Below are 7,191 nucleotides of genomic sequence, written 5' to 3'. Positions count from 1 at the left end.
GCAGTACACTAGGTCCTCCCACCAGCCTGCGTTGCGCCATCGCCCGGAGAGCGGACGCAGGTCCCTAGCGGCTTGGCGGGCGATGGCGTCCACGGCGTTGCCGATGCGGGGCAGATCAGAGGAGCCGGGCGCGAGGTTCGCCGACCGTCCGGTCACATGCTCGAAGCCGACAAGAAGCCAGTCCTCAACCTGGCAAGCGAACTGCGGGCTCGGCGCGATACCTCGGGCGAGGTGCCCGAACGTGTACTCATTGCGGAGCCATCGCGCCCGCCGGCCGTCGCCGTGGACAGCCTTGACGAACAGCCGCCGTTCACCCGCGCCCACGACTGCGGCGAGGTCGCAGCCGTCCCCCACGTCCAGCGTGTCAGCGGACGTGATGGGTCCGGTGTGCACCTCGACCGCATTGCGGACCTGCGTTGGCAGATCATTCCACTTCATGGGAAAGGTCGACTCCGTTACCTGGGGATGCGACTGTCCTTGTTCTCGTCGCCATCCTTGCCACTCGCCGAGCACTCGTCAGGGTCGCACTTGGCACTCGTCTGCCACAGCTCACGATCCACGTTGTACCCGGCCTGCTGGATCGCCTTGCGCAGGTGCGGCGGCGGCGGGGGCTCACGCAGGAGGAGCTGGGGGAACGGTCGGGCCTCTCGGTCGCCGTGATCAATAAACTGAAGCAGGGACAACGGGACAGCGTCCGTGTCGCGACCTTGCATGCGCTTGCTCGTGGACTGGACGTCCGGACGGCTGAGCTGTTCGAGGGAGCGGCCTACATGGATGACACGGAAGAGCGCGGAAGAGCGCGGAAGAGCGACGCTGTTGCCGTTGCGCCGCGTCCTGGAGCCGGGACCGCAGGGCATCGACGGTTTCCTACTTGGCGTGGATCTTCCTGCGTCAGGGCCGGTTCGCGGATGCGGAGGACACGACTGTCCGGATGGCCGAGGAGATTGAGCCGTCGCTGGCGAGAAGCACTCCGGCGCACATCTCGATATGGGGGCGGCTACTCGTTCGTGCATCGGCGTCTGCCGCGCGTAACAACCGGCCGGAACGAGCGCGGGACCTGCTCACCCTCGCCCGGTCGGCCGCCGTGCGTGTCGAGCGGGACCGGCTCGACTACGGCGCGTATTTCGCCTCCTTCGGCCCGACGACTGTGGCGACGATGGAGGTGGAGATGGCGATGACCAGCGGCGACCCGGCACGTGCACTGGCGCTGGCGCGTGACGTGCCTTCCTCCACACATATTCCGCAGTCGATCTGGACCCGTCATCTGCTGGCCGTTGCGGAGGCGCAGACAGAGGTTCGGGAGTACAACGCGGCAGTGCAGACCATTGGGCAGCTCCGGGACATGGCCCCCGAATGGCTGCGTAACCAGCGGCTCGCGCATCACATCGTGCGCGATCTCCTCGACGCCGCGACCGTTCGGCGCGCCCGTAAGGTGGGCCTTGCAGATCTTGCGTCGTGCATGGGCGTGCGACCGTAACGGACGCCTGACCGACGACGCGCGTGACATGGTCACGGACGAGCGGGCTGGTGGAAGGCGTCCACTCCGGCCCGTCAACGGCCACCCGAAGCACCTGATCAGGGCAAACACTGATGAGCAGGTCGGTGAGCGCACCCACGACGACCTCATGGGACGGTCGTGCGACCGGGTCAGCGACCATACCGGCTGACTGTAACGGCTACCATCTGCCGCTATCTCGCCCGCTCGCCCGTGACGTGCTGGCCCGGTGTGTCGTGGCTCCCGGCTTCCTCCAGCTTCAGCACGGTGGCGCCGGGTGGTCCTGTCGATGACCAAGGGCGACGACGAGGGTCGGGTGCCTGCCGCAAGGCGCCGGTTCGGGCCACCCGGGTGGGGATGCCGTCCGTGTGAACCTTCAGGTCGGCCGGCAGCCCGGTTGTGCGGTCGGCGGCCGTGGTCGACGGACCGACGATCAGCCCGCCGTGTCACCAGGGTGACATCACGATGGTGATGTCGTCCACATCGACCGGGGAGGACCTGTTTCACAGGGAAACCAGCGTTGATCAGTTTCTCTTTTTGATCGGTCGACAGAGCGGTGTCGGATGTGTTACATGCATCGAATGCGTCGGGTCGGGTAGAGCTGTTCCATGGTTCGACACCGGAGGGGTCCGACAGCACAGCGCTCTCGGAGCGTCACCTACCCGAAGCTGGACGCGCGTTCCGCCGCTCGCGTGGCACGCGTCATGCGTCCGACCGTCCCCCAGCTTCTGTTCGCCGTGACCACGGTGGCGGCTGTCATCGCCATGCCCACCGATGCGCTGACAGGCTCGACGTCGACGCTGTCGCACACGCCGGCCATCGCAGGCCCCGCCGCCACGAACCCGGCGGTTGCAAACCCGGCCGCCACCGATCCGACGGCCGCAGGCTCGACAGCCACGGACCCGACGGCCCCGGGGCCGGGCCCGGGCCCGGCCACCGTCACGCCGATCCAGCAGGTCCGCCCGTCCGTGAACGAACAGATCGCGCAGGCGGTGCTTACCAGCCCGCTGCTGGGCGATGTTCCGCCGGAGCACATCGAGGTGGCCGACGTCCACGTCTCCACGGTCGACCCGACCGTCGCGGCCGCCCATGTCGTACCGACCGGCGGTGAGACCGACCCCGCTACCGCGCTCCTGCGGCACGGCAGCTCCCAGGGTTCCCACTGGACCTTGGTCGAGCTGGGGACGGCCGGCGTGGGCTGTGACACCCTGGGCCCGGCGGTACGGGACGATCTCGGGCTCGTCTGCGGGGACCAGCCGGTCGGCTGACCAGCCATCCCACAGGGTGGTAGAGAGGGGTTGGACGGCATCCCGTTACTGTGAGCCGATGCCGACCGAGGTGGTCCGGTCGAACATAAGCGACCGTAAAAGCGGTACATACGCGGACTGTGAAGCGATCTTCCTCCCGGCGGCGGTGCCGCGGCAGGGGCGGCTTGCGTTGTGGGGGGCGTCGCAGGGTGCCGGTAGCCGCACGGGCGAGGTCGAACTCGTGGTCGGTTCCACGAATGGGGTCCGCAAACGCAGGGTCACAGCGACTCTCCTACCGATTGCCGAAGCGCTGCCCGTTCTCCTTGCCGTCGAGGCCGACCCGGCAGCCGGCGGGCGCCCGGTACGGCGCACCCTTGCCGCGTGGTCGGCTGCCGCCCGCGCCGGCGTCGGGCTCGTCGCCCGCGGGCGGCTGCTACCCACCATCGGGGCCGACGGGGTGGATGCCTGGCGGGCCGGGCCGTTCGACCCCGCCGACCTCACCTGGCTGCACGAACTGGCCGCATCCTTCCCACCGGCCGGCCACGCCCTGGCAATCCCGGGTTTGCGGCCGATGCGGTTGCGCTCCCCCGAATCACTGATCCGCGCATTGTGGGACGCCATCGCCGACACGCTCGTCCGGACGGCTGGCGCGCCTCGCACGGTCGCTCGCCCGGCGTTCGCCGCGGTCGCGCCGACGCCGGTCGAGGACCTGCTCGACTGGCTGACGGAGACCGCCGACGGGCTGTCAGCCGGCGCCACCCTCGGGCTGCGCATCGAAGCCGGCACCGTGACGGGCGCCGGCATACGCACGGGTGGCGGTCCAGCGGCGGACCACGGCGGTGAGGAAAAGGAGGACGACGATGACGGTCTCGAGGACGAGGATGACGGCGGTGGCCTCGAGGACAGCGATGACGGTGTGGACACCCTGGCGTTCCGCGCGGTGCTGCAGGTCCGCAGTACCGCCGACCCGAGTCTGGTAGTCGATGCCGCGGACCTGTGGACGCAACCCGACTCGGTGCGCTCCCACTTCGGCGCCGTGGCCGAGACCGATCTGCTGCTGGCGCTGCGCCGGGGTGCCGGTGTCTGGCCACCGCTGCGGGCGGCGTTGCAGGCGGCCACGCCGTCCGCGGTGGATCTGGACGACGATGCCGTCGGCCAGCTTCTCGGCCCGGTCGCCGGGGAGCTCGCAGGCGCCGGTATCGAGGTCCTGTGGCCGGCCGAACTGGTCACGGACGGGCTTGTGCTCCAGGCGGTGGCAAGCTCCACTCCCTCACCCGCCACGATCACGTCCGCCGGGCTCGACCTTGACACGTTGCTGCGGTTCCGCTGGCAACTCACGCTGGGTGGGCTTCTGCTCACCGAAGAAGAGGTGAGCGCGCTCGCCGAAGTGAAGCGTCCGCTGGTGCGGCTGCGTGGCCGGTGGGTGACGGTCGACCCGGCCCTGCTCGAACGGATGCGCCGCCCGCCGCGTACACATATGCGAACCATCGAGGCGTTGGGCGCGGTCCTCGCCGGCACCGCCGACATCGACGGGACGAAGGTGCCGGTCGTCGCCGAGGGACCGCTGGCCGAACTCGCGGAGCGCATCGCCACCGCCGCCGCCACTCCGCCGCCACTGGAACCGCCGGCCGATCTGGTCGCCACCCTGCGTCCCTACCAGTTGCGCGGCGTGTCGTGGTTGGCCGGGATGTGCGAACTCGGGCTCGGCGGCTGCCTGGCCGACGACATGGGTCTGGGCAAGACGATCCAGGTCATCGCCCTACACCTGCACCGTCGGACCTTACGCGCGGGGCCGACGCTGGTGGTGTGCCCGACGTCGCTGCTCGGCACCTGGGAACGTGAGCTGCACCGGTTCGCCCCCGGCGTCCCGGTCCGGCGTTACCACGGGGGCGAACGGCACCTCGTCAATCTGGTGGCCGATGAGGTGGTGCTGGTCACCTACGGTGTGGTCCGCCTGGACTCCCCGGCGCTCACCGCGGTCGGCTGGGGGCTCGTGGTAGCGGACGAGGCACAGCATGCGAAGAACCCGCTGTCGCGCACCGCCCAGGAACTGCGCCGGCTGCCGTCGCCGGCCCGGATCGCCCTGACCGGCACCCCGGTGGAGAACCGGCTCTCGGAGCTGTGGGCGATCCTCGACTGGACCACACCCGGGCTGCTCGGCCCCCTGGACACCTTCCGCCGACGCGTTGCCGTACCCGTCGAGAAGTACCGGGACGAAGAGGCGACCGTGCGGCTGGCAACACTGGTGCGGCCGTTCCTGCTGCGCCGGCGCAAGTCCGATCCGGGCATCGCGCCGGAACTGCCGCCCAAGACCGAGACGGACCGCGTCGTCGCGCTCACGTCCGAACAGGTCACCCTGTACGAGGCCGTCGTTCGCGAGACCATGGCCGTCATCGCGGGTAAGGAAGGCATCGAGCGAGCCGGTCTGGTCTTCAAGCTGCTCACGGCACTCAAGCAGATCTGCAACCATCCCGCGCACTACCTGAAACAGTCCGGGCCGATCGCTGGCCGGTCGGGAAAGCTCGCCGCGTTCGACGAACTGACCGATGTGATCATTTCGGGTGGGGAGTCCATGCTGGTGTTCACCCAGTACACCGAGATGGCCAAGCTGCTGGCGCGGCATCTGGCCGGTCGTGGGATGGAGTCGCTGTTCCTGCACGGCGGGGTACCGGTGAAGCGGCGGGAGACGATGGTCGCCCGGTTCCAGGCCGGCGAGGTACCCGTGTTCCTGCTGTCGCTCAAGGCTGGTGGCACCGGACTGACACTGACCCGCGCAACCCACGTCCTGCACTACGACCGCTGGTGGAATCCGGCCGTGGAGGATCAGGCGACCGACCGCGCATACCGAATCGGGCAGGAGCGTCCGGTTCAGGTCCACCGGCTGGTCACCGAAGGCACGCTGGAGGACCGCATAGCGTCCCTGCTGGAGATCAAACGGGAACTGGCGGACGCGGTGATCGGTTCTGGCGAGGGATGGATCACCGAACTCTCCGACGACGACCTCGCCGATCTCGTGTCGTTGCGGAGCCGGATGTGAGCGCGGGGCGCGGGACGGCGACCCGGGTGGCAGCCTCCCAAGGCTCCCGCCCGGCACCGACCTCGGGGAGACGACAGGCGTTCGGGCGCACCTGGTGGGGTCGGGCCTGGGTGGACGCCCTGGAGCAACGTGCGCGCCTCGATCCGAACCGGCTTCCGCGCGGGCGGACCTATGCCCGCAGTGGAGCTGTCGGCGAGCTGCGCGTCATGGTCGGCGAAGCGCGGGCGCCGGTGCAGGGCCGCCGGATCCGGCCGTATACGGTCCGTCTTCGGGTACGGACCTTCGATGACGACGAGTGGGCCCGGCTACTGGACGCGGTCGCGGCCCAGCTCGGGCACACCGCGGCCCTGCTCGACGGGGAACTGCCCCCGCAGGTTGCCGACGACATCGCCGGTAGCGGCCTGGATCTGCTGCCCGGCGCAGGTGAGGTCGGGCCGTCCTGCACCTGTCCGGACTCCGCCAACCCCTGCAAGCACGCCGCTGCCGTCTGCTATCTGGTCGCGGACGCTCTGGACGCCGATCCGTTCGTCCTCCTGCTGTTGCGTGGTCGTACCCGCGAGGAGGTGCTGGCAGGGTTGCGGTCCCGCCGCCGTGGTGCGGCCACCCCCGCCGAGTCACCGCCACGCCACGTAACCACCCGAGGGTCCGGGCCTCCAGCCGTAGATCATGACGAGGGGGTGGACGCACGGACCGTGCTGGGCGCGCTCCCTCCGGCCGGACCCATCCCCACCCCGCCGATGCCGCCCGAGCAGCCCGGCCATCCGGCTGCGTTGCCGGTGGAGCCGCCGCCAGGCAGCACGACCGGAAGCACGGGAAGTAACAAGGCCCGTGGCCCGGTTGGCGGCAAGGTCGGCGGCCCGGCTGGCGATGCCACGGTACGCGATGATCTGTTTACCCTGGCCGCGGATGCGGCCGTCCGAGCGTGGGAACTCGCGGTCGGCATCGGCAGCGGCGGGCTCGACCTCGACCCGGAGAGCGATCTCGCGCGCCGTGCCGACCGGGCGCTGGGTACGTCAGCCTTCCCAACCCTGGTGGCCCGCTCGGGGGTGGCCGATCGCGAACTGGCCCGCTGGGGACTGGCCTGGCGTTACGGTGGCGCCACCGCGCTTGAACTCCTCCGCGAGACCTGGCAACCGGACACGGGTGGAGCTGACGCGGACGCGTTGAAGGCCGCGAAGGTGGCCTTGCGGACGGCGTCCGGCCAGAGCGTGAGAGTGCATCGGAACAGGATCACCGCCGGTGGGGTGCAGCTCCGCTTCGGACGCGACGGGCTGTGGTACCCCTACGCACGATCGGACGGCGGGTGGGATCCTGCCGGACCTCCTCAGCCGGATCCCACCCGAGCCGCTGCCGTGCTGTGAACCGTCACCTGCCGTGATCCGCTGATCCGCTGATCGGTCGATCGGTCGATC

Annotated in this window: 5 protein-coding genes and 2 pseudogenes; 6 read left to right on the top strand and 1 reads right to left on the bottom strand. The window is 69.9% G+C overall.

Translation table 11 applies throughout. The features are described 5' to 3' along the window. A pseudogene (locus CV1CTNOD_RS02170) lies at nt 1-438 on the bottom strand (hypothetical protein); the annotation flags it as partial. Nucleotides 439-593: 155 nt separating this feature from the next. Between CV1CTNOD_RS02170 and CV1CTNOD_RS26190 the strand changes: the two are divergent. The 6 genes and pseudogenes from CV1CTNOD_RS26190 to CV1CTNOD_RS02145 form a co-directional block, all read left to right on the top strand. Beyond that, a pseudogene (locus CV1CTNOD_RS26190) lies at nt 594-698 on the top strand (helix-turn-helix domain-containing protein); the annotation flags it as partial. A 173-nt stretch (nt 699-871) separates the two neighbouring features. Next, on the top strand, nt 872-1,477 hold the full coding sequence (locus CV1CTNOD_RS02165; protein WP_242606297.1) for a hypothetical protein: 606 nt from the start codon (nt 872-874) through the stop codon (nt 1,475-1,477). A gap of 28 nt (nt 1,478-1,505) precedes the next feature. Further along, nucleotides 1,506-1,667, top strand: coding sequence for a hypothetical protein (locus CV1CTNOD_RS25325; RefSeq protein WP_207386129.1), 162 nt, complete (start codon nt 1,506-1,508; stop codon nt 1,665-1,667). Nucleotides 1,668-2,187: 520 nt separating this feature from the next. Then, complete coding sequence (locus CV1CTNOD_RS02155; protein ID WP_207386128.1) at nt 2,188-2,763, top strand: hypothetical protein; 576 nt, start codon at nt 2,188-2,190, stop codon at nt 2,761-2,763. A gap of 58 nt (nt 2,764-2,821) precedes the next feature. Beyond that, nucleotides 2,822-5,779, top strand: a complete 2,958-nt coding sequence (locus CV1CTNOD_RS02150) for a DEAD/DEAH box helicase (RefSeq protein ID WP_131784496.1) — start codon at nt 2,822-2,824, stop codon at nt 5,777-5,779. Continuing rightward, on the top strand, nt 5,776-7,140 hold the full coding sequence (locus tag CV1CTNOD_RS02145) for an SWIM zinc finger family protein (protein ID WP_242606296.1): 1,365 nt from the start codon (nt 5,776-5,778) through the stop codon (nt 7,138-7,140). The genes CV1CTNOD_RS02150 and CV1CTNOD_RS02145 overlap by 4 nt, the downstream gene beginning before the upstream one ends. The last annotated feature ends 51 nt before the right edge of the window (nt 7,141-7,191 follow it).

Source organism: Protofrankia symbiont of Coriaria ruscifolia, assembly GCF_900634745.1.
GTDB lineage: Bacteria > Actinomycetota > Actinomycetes > Frankiales > Frankiaceae > Protofrankia > Protofrankia californiensis.
Note: the sequence above shows the minus strand (reverse complement) of the source record. Positions and strands in the feature narration are given on the sequence as shown.